This is a genomic window from Alcanivorax profundi (assembly GCF_003597125.1).
Classification (GTDB): Bacteria; Pseudomonadota; Gammaproteobacteria; order Pseudomonadales; family Alcanivoracaceae; genus Alcanivorax; species Alcanivorax profundi.
The window spans coordinates 129,236-142,325 of the sequence record NZ_QYYA01000005.1; the positions used below are offsets into that span (position 1 = coordinate 129,236).

Annotated in this window: 14 protein-coding genes and 1 pseudogene; 4 read left to right on the forward strand and 11 right to left on the reverse strand. The window is 60.2% G+C overall.

The genetic code is table 11. The annotated features are described in order from the left end of the window. Window positions 1-55: 55 nt before the first annotated feature. Both D4A39_RS14540 and D4A39_RS14545 read right to left on the reverse strand, forming a co-directional pair. The gene (locus D4A39_RS14540; RefSeq protein ID WP_022984712.1) at window positions 56-736 is read right to left on the reverse strand and encodes a hypothetical protein; all 681 of its coding nucleotides are present in this window, start codon (window positions 734-736) and stop codon (window positions 56-58) included. A 95-nt stretch (window positions 737-831) separates the two neighbouring features. Beyond that, window positions 832-1,350 carry a DUF6231 family protein gene (locus D4A39_RS14545; RefSeq protein ID WP_031226165.1) on the reverse strand — a complete coding sequence of 173 codons (519 nt, stop codon included), beginning with the start codon at window positions 1,348-1,350 and terminating at the stop codon, window positions 832-834. A 202-nt stretch (window positions 1,351-1,552) separates the two neighbouring features. Here D4A39_RS14545 and hemP point away from each other — a divergent pair, with 202 nt between their 5' ends. After that, window positions 1,553-1,729 (forward strand): hemin uptake protein HemP, encoded by a 177-nt coding sequence (gene hemP, locus D4A39_RS14550; protein ID WP_022984714.1) that lies wholly within the window; start codon window positions 1,553-1,555, stop codon window positions 1,727-1,729. A gap of 163 nt (window positions 1,730-1,892) precedes the next feature. After that, window positions 1,893-2,855 carry a ChuX/HutX family heme-like substrate-binding protein gene (locus D4A39_RS14555; RefSeq protein ID WP_022984715.1) on the forward strand — a complete coding sequence of 321 codons (963 nt, stop codon included), beginning with the start codon at window positions 1,893-1,895 and terminating at the stop codon, window positions 2,853-2,855. A gap of 73 nt (window positions 2,856-2,928) precedes the next feature. On the opposite strand, the gene D4A39_RS14560 is transcribed toward D4A39_RS14555, so the two are convergent. The 5 genes from D4A39_RS14560 to dapF are packed head-to-tail and all read right to left on the reverse strand — an operon-like array spanning window position 2,929 to window position 6,543. Next, entirely contained in the window at window positions 2,929-3,258 is a 330-nt protein-coding gene (locus D4A39_RS14560) for a YqcC family protein (protein WP_022984716.1), read from the reverse strand. Further along, window positions 3,251-3,958 carry an HAD family hydrolase gene (locus tag D4A39_RS14565; protein WP_119918503.1) on the reverse strand — a complete coding sequence of 236 codons (708 nt, stop codon included), beginning with the start codon at window positions 3,956-3,958 and terminating at the stop codon, window positions 3,251-3,253. The genes D4A39_RS14560 and D4A39_RS14565 overlap by 8 nt, the downstream gene beginning before the upstream one ends. Window positions 3,959-3,992: 34 nt before the next feature. After that, window positions 3,993-4,898: a tyrosine recombinase XerC gene (gene xerC / locus D4A39_RS14570; protein WP_031226169.1), complete on the reverse strand. Its 906-nt coding sequence runs from the start codon at window positions 4,896-4,898 to the stop codon at window positions 3,993-3,995. A 55-nt stretch (window positions 4,899-4,953) separates the two neighbouring features. Beyond that, window positions 4,954-5,676: a DUF484 family protein gene (locus tag D4A39_RS14575; protein ID WP_022984719.1), complete on the reverse strand. Its 723-nt coding sequence runs from the start codon at window positions 5,674-5,676 to the stop codon at window positions 4,954-4,956. Between the two features lie 18 nt (window positions 5,677-5,694). Beyond that, on the reverse strand, window positions 5,695-6,543 hold the full coding sequence (gene dapF / locus D4A39_RS14580; protein ID WP_022984720.1) for a diaminopimelate epimerase: 849 nt from the start codon (window positions 6,541-6,543) through the stop codon (window positions 5,695-5,697). A gap of 307 nt (window positions 6,544-6,850) precedes the next feature. On the opposite strand from dapF, the gene D4A39_RS14585 reads away from it, so the two are divergent. Next, window positions 6,851-7,696: a 23S rRNA (adenine(2030)-N(6))-methyltransferase RlmJ gene (locus D4A39_RS14585; RefSeq protein WP_022984721.1), complete on the forward strand. Its 846-nt coding sequence runs from the start codon at window positions 6,851-6,853 to the stop codon at window positions 7,694-7,696. Between the two features lie 215 nt (window positions 7,697-7,911). On the opposite strand, the gene D4A39_RS14590 is transcribed toward D4A39_RS14585, so the two are convergent. The 4 genes and pseudogenes from D4A39_RS14590 to argH all read right to left on the reverse strand — a co-directional run bounded on the left by D4A39_RS14590 (window position 7,912) and on the right by argH (window position 11,903). Then, the gene (locus D4A39_RS14590; protein WP_119918474.1) at window positions 7,912-8,895 is read right to left on the reverse strand and encodes a Solitary outer membrane autotransporter beta-barrel domain; all 984 of its coding nucleotides are present in this window, start codon (window positions 8,893-8,895) and stop codon (window positions 7,912-7,914) included. A gap of 115 nt (window positions 8,896-9,010) precedes the next feature. Next, window positions 9,011-10,252, reverse strand: coding sequence for a diaminopimelate decarboxylase (lysA, locus tag D4A39_RS14595; RefSeq protein ID WP_022984723.1), 1,242 nt, complete (start codon window positions 10,250-10,252; stop codon window positions 9,011-9,013). Window positions 10,253-10,308: 56 nt separating this feature from the next. Next, window positions 10,309-10,413 (reverse strand): annotated as a pseudogene (lptM, locus tag D4A39_RS14600) (LPS translocon maturation chaperone LptM); the annotation flags it as partial. A gap of 86 nt (window positions 10,414-10,499) precedes the next feature. Further along, the gene (gene argH / locus D4A39_RS14605; RefSeq protein ID WP_022984725.1) at window positions 10,500-11,903 is read right to left on the reverse strand and encodes an argininosuccinate lyase; all 1,404 of its coding nucleotides are present in this window, start codon (window positions 11,901-11,903) and stop codon (window positions 10,500-10,502) included. A gap of 141 nt (window positions 11,904-12,044) precedes the next feature. On the opposite strand from argH, the gene D4A39_RS14610 reads away from it, so the two are divergent. Beyond that, window positions 12,045-13,085, forward strand: coding sequence for a sensor histidine kinase (locus D4A39_RS14610; protein WP_022984726.1), 1,041 nt, complete (start codon window positions 12,045-12,047; stop codon window positions 13,083-13,085). Window positions 13,086-13,090 lie beyond the last annotated feature (5 nt).

The window sequence follows — 13,090 nt, forward strand, 5'->3', positions numbered from 1 at the left end:
TCCGGAGGAATGCCATGGCCGCAATTGTGCGCAATGGTAACGGTTTGGTGTGCCCTTATGCCTCGGGCGCGCCGGACAGTTCCCAGTAGCGAAAAACAGCCACATTCATGCCGGTGGCAAGCAGACTGACGGGCAGGGCAATCAGCAAATTGGCCGCGGCAGTGTGGCTGACCAGAGTGCTGATCAGTTGTGCCAGACTGCTGCTGGCTAGCAGATATGCGATGAAAACCATTACGACCATCAGCAGCAGGGGCCACTGCTGGCGCTCGGTCATGGTGAAGGACTGCCGGATGGCCTGAATGGGGTTGTGCCGGTGCAGTACCACCAGATAAGGAGCAAAACTCAGGCGGGTGTAGACCCACAGTGCCGGGAAAAAGAAGGCCATCCAGCCCAGTGCGACACCAATGGCCATGATTGCGTAGGTGGCCAGCAGAGCCGGGAACATGAGCAGGGCAGGAGCCATGCAGGCGACCAGACCGGCCGGTTTGCCGGTGCGGGCAGCGGCGATCTGGCTGATGACGGTGCCTTCTGCCAAGGGGCGCATCAGTAACACCAGCGCCAGGCTGATGCCGCTGACTTCCAGGGCGCCATCGGCGGTCTCCGGCAATGCCAGAGTGACGCCAAACAGCCACTGCACCGCCTCGCCCATCAAGGCAAAGGGGGCGGTGACCAGAAACAATGGCCCAAGGTTGTGCCACCAGAAATAGAGAATTTCACGAAAACGTTGACCAAGCATGGTTTGCCGCCGATTCAGTCGACAGAAAAGGTGGCGCCACCATACGACAGCGTTGAAGCCTTTACCAGACTACTGGCCTCGCGGTTGAGGCCTGGTTACCACCAGTACTTGCCCCAGTTCTCCGGGTTGGCCCAGAACCGGGGGTTGTTCCAGTTGCGCTGGAAGTTGTAGTCGTCCAGGTCATAGCTGTAGATGTCGAGGGAGCGGCCGTCCTGAGCGAAGTGTCCCTGCTGCCGGCAGCCCAGTGCCAGGAAACCGTTGCTGGGCCAGCGCAGTTTCTGCGGGGCCAGGGCGGGTTGGTACACCGCCACCACGGAATCCGTGTGCAGGTTACGCAGCAATCCCATCAGCGCTTCACCCTCCTGGTGCGTCATGTATTCGAGCTGATCGGCAACAATCGCCATATCAATCCGCTGGATGTCTTCCAGCGCCTTGAACGGGTTTTGTTCCTGGATTTCGATCAGTTCGCAGTCGTGGTCTTTGCACCACTGACTGACGACGGGGATGGGATTCAGGCTGACAGAGACGATGGAGCGTGGCTGGTGGCTGTCGAGAATAGCGGCCAGACGCTCCTGCGGGGTTTCGGTCATGGGTTGTGCCATTGCGGTATTCATGGTTTTCAGTCTACCCCCAAAAACAGGGGCTTTCGAGTGTCGGGAATGCAAACCCCGGTCAGGTTTTCGTTACCTTTTACGTTCTCTTTTTTGCGGCCTTTGCACACAGAAATGCGACCCGGTTCAGAAAAACAGAAAAGACCGTTGACGTCTGTCCAATCAATAATGATAATGATTCTCATATACAGACAAGGAGGCCAGCATGTCCCAGCTCAAGAAGAATGTGACCACTACCACCCGTCGTGTTTCCATCAATGCGGAAAGTAGCGTTGCCAGCAGTCTGCTGCTGAACCATCAGGGCAAGTTGTGGATCGAGCACGCCGGTGAACGCTACCTGCTACGTCGCACGTCCAACAACCGTTTAATCCTGACCAAGTGAATGTCGCTGGGCCCCCCGTTGGGGCCCGGCACGGGGGTGGTGGTGTGCCGCCACTCTCAACCCTTTCTCCCTGACGTGGATCGCCAGCCGCCGCCAGCTTTCCACACCTAATATCATGCCCGGACGGACACGACGCTCCACCGGGTGGCGAACTGGAGGCAGCATGTCAGTGATGACGTGGCCCTCGGCGCCGGCGGCCTCTCCTCTGCTACGACAGTGCGGCGCCGCTCTCGGCGACCGGGTTCTGCGGTTACAGGATGAACCGCTGGCCATTCTCAAAGCCCTTTACCGGCTGGGCGCATTGGTGGTGACCACCTTCAGTGCGGGCTCGAAAGTCTCCCAGAATATGCACTACCCGGCGTTCAGTGATGGCGAGTGGTGGCTGGAATCGGTGGGGGATCGATGTCGCCTACGCCAGAGCCTGCAGCCCGCCCAATGGCATTCGGTGTTGGCGGTGCTGGAGCCCACGGGGCCGTTACCGGCGCGCAGCCTGCTGTTTCTTGATCGCCAGGGGCAGCCGCTCCAGCAGGTGGCGGTGGCGCCAGACAGTGGCGGCCTGGCGTTTGAAGAGTTGGTCTGCGCCATGCTGCACCCCGATCAGAAATCCCTGAATCTGCCCTGCGGGTTTCCGCGCCTGCTGCGCAGCAAGCTGGGCCCTTTGAGTGAGCTGGAGCGCGACTGGGCCGGCAGCCATGACGATGAAGATTTCACCCAGTTGCTGGCGCGCTGCCACGATCAACGTTCGGTGTTGTATGAGTCTGTGCGCGACAGTTTCGCCTGTCAGGTACGCGCGGAAACCCTGCCCGCCGTATTGGGTGAGGCCGCCAGTCGGGATTCGGCGACCACCTTGTGTATCGGTAACCAGGGCGTACGGTTATGCATGACGGCCCCTTGGTCATCGCCGCGTTGGCAGGGCAATCACTGCCACCTTGCCCACAATGGTGCGCTGGTATCGCTGGATATGTCGCAGATGCACAGCCTGTGGCGCTTGCGTAAACCGGCTGAGGGTCAGGTGGTGACGGCGCTGGAAGCGCTGGATGAACAAGGTGACTGGCTGTGGACGCTCTCCGCCGGCGAGGGAGAGGCCTCGTGGCGGGAGTTGTTACGCGATAGCGTGATTCGATAGCGACGGACTGCAAGGCGAAAAGGCGGGGCTGGGAAGGCCCCTTTTTTGGGTTCATCGCGCATTAGTGTGGTGTTCAGAAGTGGTCGTCGAAGGCTTTCAGCAGACGAATCACTTCGCTGACATCCTGCTCCATTTCCTTGAGCGCTTCCTCCGCCATGGGGGCCACATCACAGCTGGCAGGCAAGGGTGCGCCGGCATCCAGAATGGCGCGAAAACGGGCCACGAAGACCCACTGCAACCACTCACTGAAATTCATTGTGTCGGCGAAGAAGGGCGTCTGACTCTCGAAGGCGGACGGCGCGGGCGGCTGGGTAGACCACAGATCCCGGGCATCCAGCTCGGTTTGCAGGGCATCGAGCAGGTTGAGCAGAGCGGTGTGTTTTTTCGTCGCAGCGTCATTCATCGAACAGGGGCACCAGGTCAGGGATTTCGCGGAGGTTATGGATATGGTGACTGGGTTTGGCCAGTTCAACCGGCCAGTCCATGTCGACCAGATTGGCCCAGACCGTATGCATGCCGTGCTCACGGGCTGCGTGCACATCTTCCAGCGGGTGATCTCCCACATGTACGGCCTGGCTGGCACTAACGCCGGCGGAACGTAACGCTGCTGCAAACATGTCGGGGGCGGGCTTGCGCCTGCCGATGGTTTCCGCGGAATGGTGAAAGGCAAACAGATCATGGATCCCGATCATTCTCAGATCGGCATTGCCATTGGTGAGGGCGCCGAGCACATAACTGTCGGCCAGCAGCTCCAGTACCTCCAGGGCTCCGGGAAAAAAACTGACCCGGTTACGGGCTTCATGGAACACCTGAAAAGCCGCCAGGGCAATGCGACGGGCTTCGTCTTTGCCGAAACCGTGCTCAACAAAGGCACGGCTCATGGCGTCCTGGCGCAGGGCGGTCAGGTTGTCGAGATACTCCGGCTTTTCCTTGAGCAAGGAGGTGCGAACTGCCCGCACCCGCTCGGCGCTCAGAGCGGCGGCGGCATCGGGGTGATTCTCGGCGATCCACAGACTGCACGCCTTCTCTGCCTGGCGAATCACTTCATCCACCGGCCACAGGGTGTTGTCCAGATCAAAGGTAATCAGCTTGAGATTGCTCATGGGAGACATTGTAGCGCATGGGCGGAGTCGAGGCTCACGAGGACTCGTCATCGTCCTTGCGGCGCTGTGCTCTGGGATGGGCGCCATCATACACCTGGGCCAGGTGCTGGAAGTCCAGGTGGGTATAGACCTGGGTGGTGGCGAGATCGGCGTGGCCGAGCAGTTCCTGCACCGCGCGCAGGTCGCCGGAAGATTCCAGTAGGTGCGTGGCAAAAGAGTGGCGTAGTTTGTGCGGGTGAAGATGGTCATCCAGGCCGCGCTCCAGCGCATGGCGCTTGAGGCGTTGCTGTACGCTGGACGGTGACAGGCGCTTGCCGTTCTTGCTGAGGAAGATGGCCTTTTCGCTGCTGTCCTTGACGAACAGGGGGCGCGCCTTGAGCCAACGCTTGAGTGCGGTGACGGCCGGTTTCCCCATGGGCAGCTGACGGGTCTTGTTACCCTTGCCCGTGACCAGCAGCTGGGCGGCGGTCATGTCGATGCTGTCCACATTCAGGCTCAGCAGTTCGGCAAGCCGCAGGCCACAAGCGTAGAACAGTTCCATGATGGCCTGGTCACGCAGACTGAGCGGGTCGCCCTTGTCGACCCCGGCATCCAGGAGCTGTGTCACCTGATCCGCATCCAGCGCCTTGGGCAGGCGCTTGCCGCTCCTGGGGGCGCGCACATCCACCACCGGGTTGTCCCTGGCGATGCCTTCGCGCATCAGGTAGCGGTAAAAAGTACGCAGGGTGGAAAGCAGCCGGGCAATCGTCTTGCCGCCCTTGCCCTGACGATGCAGCGTGGCCACCAGCGAGCGAATGTCATGCACAGTGACAGCGGCCCAGTCTTGCTGACCGAGCACCCGCGAAGCTTCTTTCAAATCACGCTGATAATTGCTGACCGTATGCGGCGAAAGCCGCCGCTCCGATTCAAGGTGGGTAAGGAACGAGTTGACAGTGGACAGTTGAGAGTTGACAGCTTTTTGGGGTTCGTCTTTTTCGCTGTTCACTGTTAACTATTCACTGTTCACTGATTTTCTTGGCGGCCTGATGCGGGTACTGACGAAGCACTTCGTGCAGGCGGCGGCTGAGTACCTGACCGATGTGAGTGATGAACAGGGTGCCCAGGGAGCTGCGGAAGTGCATGGCGCTTTTGCTGCCGATCGCCAGCAGGCCGAGACGGCCCTGATACTCCAGCGGGACCATGGCGGCGGAGCGGATGTCGGTCGCATGTTCCTTGAACAGGGCGTCCATCTCTTCCTGACGCATGGCGCCACACACGGCCTTGCCATTGCGCAGCAGGTGATTGAGTGCCTGAGGCAACGCGTTGCTGTCGACACATCGGATCTGGTTGCGCAGATCGCCGAGGATCGGCACTTCCCGGTCATAGAGCATGAGCGACACCCGGTCGCACCGGAAGTCGTCGCCAAGGCTGGTAAGCAGATTGCGGAACAGCTTTTCGGCGCCGCGGGCTTCCAGCAGGGCCAGGGTGAGGCGACGGGTCTTGTCGAACAGGTGGTCGTTTTCGCGGGCCACATCCAGCAGGCCGTTGAGTCGGTCGCGTAACTCGGTATTGCGTTCACGCAGGATCGAGGCCTGACGCTCCAGCAGGGAGACGGCTTCGCCTTTAGAGTCAGGCAGACGCAACAGTTCCAGCAGTTCCGGCCGCTGCTCGAAGAACTCCGGGTTGTCCCGCAGGTAGGCGGCGACCTGGTCGGCATTCGCCGGGCTGTGATCCGTCATCTGTCCGTCCTGTGCTGATCAGTCAGTCTTGATATCAATGCTGCCATCATAGACATGGCTGGCCGGGCCTGTCATCCGGATGCCGCCCTCACCGTGATATTCGATGTGCAGGGAGCCACCGGGCAGATGCACGGTAACGGCGTTATCCAGCCAGCCGCGTCGCTGGCCAATTACCACGGCCGCGCAGGCGCCAGAGCCGCAAGCCAGGGTTTCCCCGGCGCCGCGCTCGTAGACTCGCAGGCGAATTTCCTCACGGCTGACCACTTGCATGAAGCCCACATTGACCCGTTCGGGGAATTGTTCGTGACATTCCAGCAGCGGACCGGCGCTCTCTACTGGCGCGGTATCCACATTTTCCACCAGCAGGGTGCAATGCGGGTTGCCCAGCCCCACCGCGCCCACTTCCCATGCCTGAGTGCCGGAGACAAGGAAGTAGCTGTCCGCTTCGCCCTTGGCGGTCATTGGGATGGCGTCCGGGGCCCATCGAGGCGCGCCCATGTCGACGGTGACTTGTTCGTCGTCGGTGACCGACAGGGTCATTTGCCCGGCGGCGGTTTCGACCACAATGTCCTGTTTCTGGGTCAGGCCCTGCTCTCGGACGAAACGGGCGAAACAGCGGGCGCCGTTACCGCACTGGCTCACCTCGGAACCGTCGGCATTGAGAATGCGATAGCGGAAATCCGCCTCGCCCTGTGCCGGCTGGACAATCAGCATCTGATCGAAGCCCACGCCAAAATGGCGGCTGCCAAGCCGGCGGATTTCGTCGGCAGGAAACGGCAGGCCGTTCTCAGGCAGTGGCTGATTGATACCATCAATCACCATGAAATCGTTGCCAAGGCCGTGCATTTTGGTGAAACGCAGGTTCATAACAATCCAGCAGTACGTGATTTGAGAGGATATTGTATGCAGATAGACCGTGCGGTGACAGGGGAATGAGGATGAGTTGACAGTTGATGGTGGACCTTTGACAGCGTCGCGGCCAGTAAGCGGTTCAGCTTGAAGGCATGATGCCGCGACCCGGCGATGGGGGCGGGCTCCCTGGGTGGGGAAAAACCGATGCCTGTTCGCGTAGCTGTCAGAGGTCCACTATCAACTGTCAACGTCCCCATCATGGTTTACAATCACGCCAAAGCCTTCACCCATGCCATTACCTTCATTACCAGGCCTGTTGCCCATGCTTTCCTACCGCCACAGCTATCACGCCGGCAACTTTGCCGATGTCCTCAAGCACATCGTGCAGATCGCCATCATCGAGTACCTGAAAAAGAAGGATAAGCCCTTCACGGTGCACGACACGCACGGTGGGGCAGGCAATTACCTGATCGACAGTGATCACATGCAGAAGACCGGGGAGTACCGGGACGGCATCGAGCGGCTGTGGGACAAGCGCACAGAGGTTGGTGTGATCGACCAGTATGTGAAGCTGGTGAAGCAGCTCAATCCGGTGGGAAAACTGCGCGAGTACCCCGGTTCTCCGAGCATTGCCGCCAGCCTGTTGCGTGAACAGGACCGTCTGCAATGTACCGAGCTGCACAGCACGGATTTCGAATTGCTGCACAAGCGTTTCGCCGGCGACAAGCGGGTGCGGGTGGAAAAGCTGGATGCCTGGCAGGGCATCAAGGCCATGATGCCGCCCCAGCATCGCCGCGGCATGGTGCTGATTGATCCTTCTTATGAGCTGGAACGTGATTACCGGGATGTGCTGCCTGCCCTGCAGATGGCCATGGAGCGTTGGGCCACGGCGACCTATGCGATCTGGTACCCGGTGCTTGACCGGAATCGCACGGAGCATTTTGTGCGTGAGTTCATCAAGGCGGAAATGCCGGATCTGTTGCGGGTGGAACTGTGCGTGCGCCCGGATGCCTCTGGCCGTGGCATGACGGGGTCCGGCATGCTGATTATCAATCCGCCTTACACCCTGGCCCAGCATATGGCTCAGGCCATGCCTTTGCTCAAGGAGCACCTGTGCGACACCGGCGGTCACGGTATGGTGAAGCGTCTTACCGGGGAAGGGGCGTAAGCCTCGCCTCGTTCGCTTACAGAAACACCATGTTCATGGCGAAGCACAATTGCCATTGTGGCTGGCCGGGGCCCGGTCAGCCACCGAGACCTGCGGTTCGACAAGGAAGTTGAAAACCTCCTTGCCGAGTCGTGCGCCCACCGGAACACGGTAGTCGTCCGAGTTGAAGTCGTAATTCCAGATCGGCGCCGTGCCGCTGTACCTTTTGCTGCGGGTTACTCCTCATTGAACAGCAGCACCAACGTGCCGCCGCGCAATACGCTGCCGTAATTCAGGTTGATGCCTACCCCGATATTATCCACGAACGGGATGTTGAGCTTTTGCACATCCAGCAGCCAGCCCACCCCGGCTTCATAGTAATAGTGGTTGCCCAGCGGGCCATCCAGATCAGCTCCCAGATCATAGCGTGAGGCTTGCATCCAGACATTCTGGCCGGGAAGGATGCGAGTGACGAAGGGGTGGCGCCAGCGGACGCCATTGGACCAGTACCAGGCTTCTGGCTGGACGTCATGGGCGGGTTCACTGGTCGCAAAAGTGCGCCCTTTCATGTAGTGCCATTCGCTGATCAACTTGACCTCGGCGCGGCGTCCACCGATAAACCAGGTTGTCCTGAGGTAGGGTTCTGCCTGCCAGGCGTTGGCGCTGTAGTTGGTGACCAGACCGTCCAGCGCCGGGGCCAGCGCCTGGGATTCCGGAGTGTTGAAATCCGTATCATTGAGATAACGCTGCCAGTTCAGGTTCAGGCCTGCGGCGAGCCCGATGTTGTCGTTCAGGCGGTGCCGGAACTCTGCCCCTGACGTGAGGGTAGTGACCGAGCTGTCGATGGTGTCGCGGGTGCTTCTGGTGGACGAGGCCAGCTGGGTTTCCTGCTTTTGCCCCAGATACGCCGCCTTGGCATTCAGAATCAGGGTGTTGCTGTGTTCACCGATCGGGGTGCTCCAGGAGTAAGGGAGTGACACGGTGGTGAGCCGTTGACGTAGCTCCTGGGCTTCCAGTGATCCCAGGTTCTCGTCTTCAAACCGAATAAAATTATTGGGGTCGAAGTCCCAGAACCCCAGTCGCACGGCATTGCCGCCAGTCAGCAAGGTGGCCGTTACATAGCTTTCGGCAAGGCTGAGACGAATGGCTTTTTGCACCGGGGTGGCAGCGAAGGCCGGGGCCGGTAGCAGTAAAGTCAGCAGAATCAGAAATCGCGGCATGACGATGGGCAGTGGAGAGCGTGTAGGAAGTGAAGCACAAAAGCAGGAGGGAAAGACAGAGGGGGCGTCGTTCCCTGAGGGGGCTGCGGGCCGCAGACCCCTCAAAAGGAGGGCCTCAGGGGAGCAGTGATTCTGGCTTTAACTGCTCATCAAACGTTTCACGCTGACGCACGACAAAGGCCTGGTCACCATCTACCATGATTTCGGCAGGGCGGTTGCGGCTATTGTAGTTACTGGCCATGGCGAAGCCGTAGGCGCCGGCACTGCGCACCGCCAGCAGATCGCCGGTTTCCAGAGACAGGGCGCGATCCTTGCCGAGGAAATCGCCGGTTTCGCATACCGGGCCAACGATGTCCCAGGTGCGACAGTCTGCATCGTGGGGTTTCACCGGCACGATGTCTTGCCAGGCCGAATAAAGGCTGGGGCGGATCAGGTCGTTCATGGCGCCATCCACGATGGCAAAGTTCTTGTGCTCGGTGGGCTTGAGGAACAGTACCTGGGTGATAAAGATCCCGGCGTTGGCGGCAATGGAACGGCCGGGCTCGATATGAACCGGCAGGTCGCCGGGGATGTGCTTGAGCAGGGCCTGGACATAGGCGCTGCGCTCCGGCGGCGTTTCGTCGTTGTAGGTCACGCCCAGTCCGCCACCCAGATCCAGATGATGGATCTCGATGCCTTGTTGTTGTAACTGGTCGAGCAGTTTCAGCACGCGCTCCAACGCATCTTCGAACGGCGCCAGATTGGTGAGCTGGCTGCCGATGTGGCAGTCGATGCCGAGGATGCGGATATGCGGCATCTCGTGGGCGCGCTGGTACAGGGCCGGGGCCTTGTTGATGTCCACGCCGAATTTGTTGTCTTTCAGACCGGTGGAAATATAGGGGTGGGTCTGGGCGTCCACGTCCGGGTTTACCCGGATGGAAATGGGGGCTTCCATGTCCAGTTCGCCGGCCACCAAGTTAAGCAGTTCCAGTTCGGCAGCGGACTCCACATTGAAACAGTGGATGCCGGCTTTCAGGGCAGCGGCCATTTCGGCGGCGGTTTTACCGACCCCGGAAAACACGATTTTGTCCGGGTCGCCGCCGGCGCGCAGTACACGCTCCAGCTCACCGCCGGAGACGATATCAAAGCCGGCCCCGCAGCGGGCCAGCACGTTCAGCACTGCCAGGTTGGAGTTGGCTTTCACCGCATAACAGACCTGGTGAGGGTGATCGCCGAAGGCGTCGTCGAAGGCCTGGTAATGGCGTTCGAAGGCGGACCGGGAGTAAAGATACAGGGGGGTGCCGAAACGTTCGGCCAGTTGTGCTACCGGCAGTTCTTCGGCAAACAGTTCGCCGTCACGGTACTGGAAGGGGTCCATGGTCAGTCCTTCTGATCGTCATCGTGCTGAGCGTCGTCAGCGGTGTCTTGGGCTGGCTGGCTCGGAGCGGGCTGCCTGGGTTCGTCCGGCGCAAAGTACAGAGGCCCTTTCTGGCCACAGCCAGTGAGAAGGGCAAGCAGTAACAAGGCAGATAAGCGCATTTTCCAGCTCCGGGCGCAAAGAGCGGAAAGGGCAGCGGCCCTTTCCGCCGGGCGAATCAATGCCTGCCTGCGGGCAGGCGCCTGGGTCAGGCGTTACCGGTATTGTCCAGTGCCTCACGGGCGCGGGCAACGGCGGCGCGGACCTGATCGGGGGCGGTGCCGCCGATGTGGTTACGGGCGCTCACTGAGCCTTCCAGGGTCAATACGTCGAACACGTCGTCTTCGATCTGGTCGCTGAACTGTTTCAGTTCAGACAGGGACATGTCGCTAAGATCCTTCTTCTTCTCTACGCCGTAGGCCACAGCCTTGCCGACGATCTCGTGGGAGTCGCGGAAGGCGATGCCCTTGCGCACCAGGTAATCGGCCAGATCGGTGGCGGTGGCGAAGCCGCGGCGGGCCGCTTCGCGCATCACCTCGCGGTTGGGCTCCAGGGCCGGGATCATGTCGCCAAAGGCGCGCAGGCTGCCTTTAAGGGTGTCCACGGCATCGTACAGCGGTTCCTTGTCTTCCTGGTTGTCCTTGTTATAGGCCAGTGGCTGGCTTTTCATCAGGGTCAGCAGGCTGATCAGGTGGCCGTTGACGCGGCCGGTCTTGCCGCGCACCAGCTCCGGTACGTCAGGATTTTTCTTCTGCGGCATGATGGAGCTGCCGGTACAGAAGCGATCGGGCAGGTTGATGAAGTTGAACTGGGCGCTGGTCCACAACACCAGCTCTTCGCTGATGCGCGACAGGTGAGTCATGGACAGGGCGGCCAGGGCACAGAATTCGATGGCGAAATCGCGATCGCTAACTGCGTCCAGGGAATTCTCACAGACGCCATCAAAGCCGAGCAGTTCGCAGGTGCGCTGACGGTTGATGGGGTAGGTGGTGCCAGCCAGGGCGGCGGCGCCCAGCGGCATGCGGTTGACCCGCTTTTTGGCGTCCAGCAGACGCTCACGGTCACGCTTGAGCATTTCGAACCAGGCCAGCAGATGGTGGCCGAAGGTGACCGGCTGGGCGGTCTGCAGGTGCGTGAAACCGGGCATGATGGTGGCAGCCTCGCGCTCGGCCAGATCCAGCATGCCGGTCATCAGGTGCAGGTACTGTTCTTCCATGATCAGCATTTCATCACGCAGCCACAGGCGGATGTCGGTGGCCACCTGGTCGTTTCGGCTACGGCCGGTGTGCAGCTTCTTGCCGGTGATGCCGATCTTGTCGGTGAGGCGGGCCTCAATATTCATGTGCACATCTTCCAGGGCCACGGACCACTGGAATTCCCCGGCTTCGATTTCCTTCTGGATCTCGGCCAGGCCATTGATGATGGCGTCGCGCTCGTCATCGGTCAGCACGCCGACCTCGGCCAGCATGGTGGCGTGGGCCTGAGAGCCGTAGATGTCCTGACGGTACATGCGCTGGTCGAAATTCACGCTGGCGGTGAATTCCTGCACGAACTGGTCGGTGGATTCGCTGAAGCGGCCGCCCCAGAGTTTGTTCTGCTGCTTGTCAGTCATCGTACTCGCTCATCTAAAGCCGGAATTGCGGGCGCGCAGTATAGCAGGGACCGGTGAACCCCTGAACAATCCCTTGGGGCTGGCTGTCAGTTAAGGTATAAAAGCGGAGAAGCTCATAATTTCTACCGATAAGGAGCCGCAATGGCAGCCATGGATGAGCCGCCAGGCAGCGGGTTTCTACCCGACCTCTGCAGTACCCGGGCGGTGCTGGTGGTCGTTGTCGTTGCTGAGTTGATGGCGCTGGTGGTGACCCTGGTGGCCACCTACTACGATGCATTCAGCGTTGGCCGCCTGGCGGTAACGTCCCTGTTTGTCCAGTGGGTTGGCCTGACGTCGGCGGCAATGGTCTGCCAGTTGCGCCCGCGCTTGAACCAGTTGGCGCCGGCCTGGGCGTCAGTGTCGGTGGTGTTGCTGGTGGTGCTGGACACCCTGTTGTTCAGCCTGGTCGCTCGCGCGGTGATGGCCTGGGTGGCCGGCACCCTGCACATCAGTCCGATGTGGAGCCCGGAAATTCTGGTCAACAGCTTGATAGCGGCGATCATTGCCGGGCTGGTAATGCGTTATTTCTACGTTCAAGAGCAGCTGCGGCAGAAGGGGCAGGCAGAGCTGCAGGCACGAATACAGGCGCTGCAATCGCGTATACGCCCGCATTTTTTGTTCAATTCCATGAACATTATCTCCAGCCTGATCGCGGTGGATCCGGATGCCGCCGAGCAGGTGGTAGAGGATTTGTCCGTGTTGTTCCGGGCGAGCCTGAAAAGCAGCGGGAATGAAGCCTCTCTGGCCGATGAGCTGGAGCTTTGCCGTCGCTATATCCATATTGAGCAGCTGCGTATGGGGGACCGTTTGCAGGTCACCTGGGACATTCAGGTGCCGGCGGAAAATGTGCGGATTCCCCTGTTAACCTTGCAACCCTTGCTCGAAAATGCCATTTATCATGGTGTACAGCCATTGGCCGCTGGTGGCATGGTGGTGATCAGTGCCGTGGATGAAGGTGGTTTCCTGCGTTTGTCGGTGAGCAACCCCAAACCGCCGGGTGATGGTCATCACAAGGGCAACCGCATGGCGCTGGAAAATATCCTGCACCGGTTGCAGGCTCTTTACGGTGATCAGGTGGCGGTGGAATCCCGCCCGCAAGAAAAAGAATACGAGATAGAAATCCGTTATCCGCTACAGCAATAAGGGAC

What these genes read in the sequence shown, in the direction of transcription:
- lysA (WP_022984723.1), bottom strand. Translation starts at nt 10,252, where the DNA reads ATGGACCCCTTCCAGTACCGTGACGGCGAACTGTTTGCCGAAGAACTG.
- hemP (WP_022984714.1), top strand. Translation starts at nt 1,553, where the DNA reads ATGTCCCAGCTCAAGAAGAATGTGACCACTACCACCCGTCGTGTTTCC.
- argH (WP_022984725.1), bottom strand. Translation starts at nt 11,903, where the DNA reads ATGACTGACAAGCAGCAGAACAAACTCTGGGGCGGCCGCTTCAGCGAA.
- dapF (WP_022984720.1), bottom strand. Translation starts at nt 6,543, where the DNA reads ATGAACCTGCGTTTCACCAAAATGCACGGCCTTGGCAACGATTTCATG.
- D4A39_RS14565 (WP_119918503.1), bottom strand. Translation starts at nt 3,958, where the DNA reads ATGAGCAATCTCAAGCTGATTACCTTTGATCTGGACAACACCCTGTGG.
- D4A39_RS14610 (WP_022984726.1), top strand. Translation starts at nt 12,045, where the DNA reads ATGGCAGCCATGGATGAGCCGCCAGGCAGCGGGTTTCTACCCGACCTC.
- D4A39_RS14540 (WP_022984712.1), bottom strand. Translation starts at nt 736, where the DNA reads ATGCTTGGTCAACGTTTTCGTGAAATTCTCTATTTCTGGTGGCACAAC.
- D4A39_RS14560 (WP_022984716.1), bottom strand. Translation starts at nt 3,258, where the DNA reads ATGAATGACGCTGCGACGAAAAAACACACCGCTCTGCTCAACCTGCTC.
- D4A39_RS14590 (WP_119918474.1), bottom strand. Translation starts at nt 8,895, where the DNA reads ATGCCGCGATTTCTGATTCTGCTGACTTTACTGCTACCGGCCCCGGCC.
- D4A39_RS14555 (WP_022984715.1), top strand. Translation starts at nt 1,893, where the DNA reads ATGTCAGTGATGACGTGGCCCTCGGCGCCGGCGGCCTCTCCTCTGCTA.
- D4A39_RS14585 (WP_022984721.1), top strand. Translation starts at nt 6,851, where the DNA reads ATGCTTTCCTACCGCCACAGCTATCACGCCGGCAACTTTGCCGATGTC.
- D4A39_RS14545 (WP_031226165.1), bottom strand. Translation starts at nt 1,350, where the DNA reads ATGAATACCGCAATGGCACAACCCATGACCGAAACCCCGCAGGAGCGT.
- D4A39_RS14575 (WP_022984719.1), bottom strand. Translation starts at nt 5,676, where the DNA reads ATGACGGATCACAGCCCGGCGAATGCCGACCAGGTCGCCGCCTACCTG.